Origin of the sequence: Micrococcus sp. HG099, from assembly GCF_024723355.1 — a bacterium.
Lineage (GTDB): Bacteria > Actinomycetota > Actinomycetes > Actinomycetales > Micrococcaceae > Micrococcus > Micrococcus endophyticus.
The window spans coordinates 1-740 of record NZ_JANQCJ010000279.1 but is presented as its reverse complement, the minus strand read 5'-3'; the positions used below and the strand labels follow the sequence as shown (position 1 = coordinate 740).

Sequence of the window (740 nt, the reverse complement as noted above, 5' to 3'; positions counted from 1 at the left end):
CGCCGGGCCGACCGGCGCCCTGCTCGGCCACGCGGTCCCCTCGGGAGCCGGCTCGCACGCCCTGCCCGCCGAGCCCGGCCGCGGCCCGCTGCGGGCGGTGCTGGCCGTCGTCGTGCTGACGGTGCTGGCGTGCGTGCTGGCGTGGGCCTTCCTGGCGCGCATGTACGTCATCCCGTCGTCCTCCATGGAGCCGGGCCTGCGCGCGGGGGACCGCGTGGTGGCCACGCTGCTGACCCCGGAGCCGTACCCGGTGCGCCGCGGGGACGTCGTCGTCTTCGACGACACCAAGGGGTGGCTCGCCGACGGCGGGCACGTGATCAAGCGCGTCGTCGGGCTGCCGGGGGACACCGTCTCCTTCACGCCGGGCGAGGCGGCGCTGCGCGTGAACGGCGTCCCCGTCTCCGAGCCCTACCTGGCCCCCGGGGACGCGCCCGCGCAGGACGCCTTCGAGGCGACCGTGCCCGCCGGACGGCTGTGGGTGCTGGGCGACCACCGCTCCGCCTCCGCCGACTCCCGGGCCCACCGCGACGGCCCCGGCGGCGGCTTCGTGTCCCTCGACGACGTCGTCGGCGGCGCCCGGTTCGTGGTGTGGCCGCTGGACCGGATCGGCGGCGCCGGCGCCGCCCCGGAGGTGTTCGAGGCCGTGCCCGACGCGCGGGGGGCGGGCTCGTGACCGGGGCGGAACGCGCGCCCCGGGCCGGGGCGCGGACCGCCGTGCGCGCCGGCCTCGACGTCGAGGC

The 740-nt window shown here is 79.5% G+C and carries 1 protein-coding gene; it reads left to right on the top strand.

What is annotated here, in order from left to right; all coding sequences use genetic code 11:
• Positions 1-97: 97 nt before the first annotated feature.
• Positions 98-673, top strand: a complete 576-nt coding sequence (gene lepB, locus NWP10_RS12215) for a signal peptidase I (protein ID WP_258301081.1) — start codon at positions 98-100, stop codon at positions 671-673.
• Positions 674-740 lie beyond the last annotated feature (67 nt).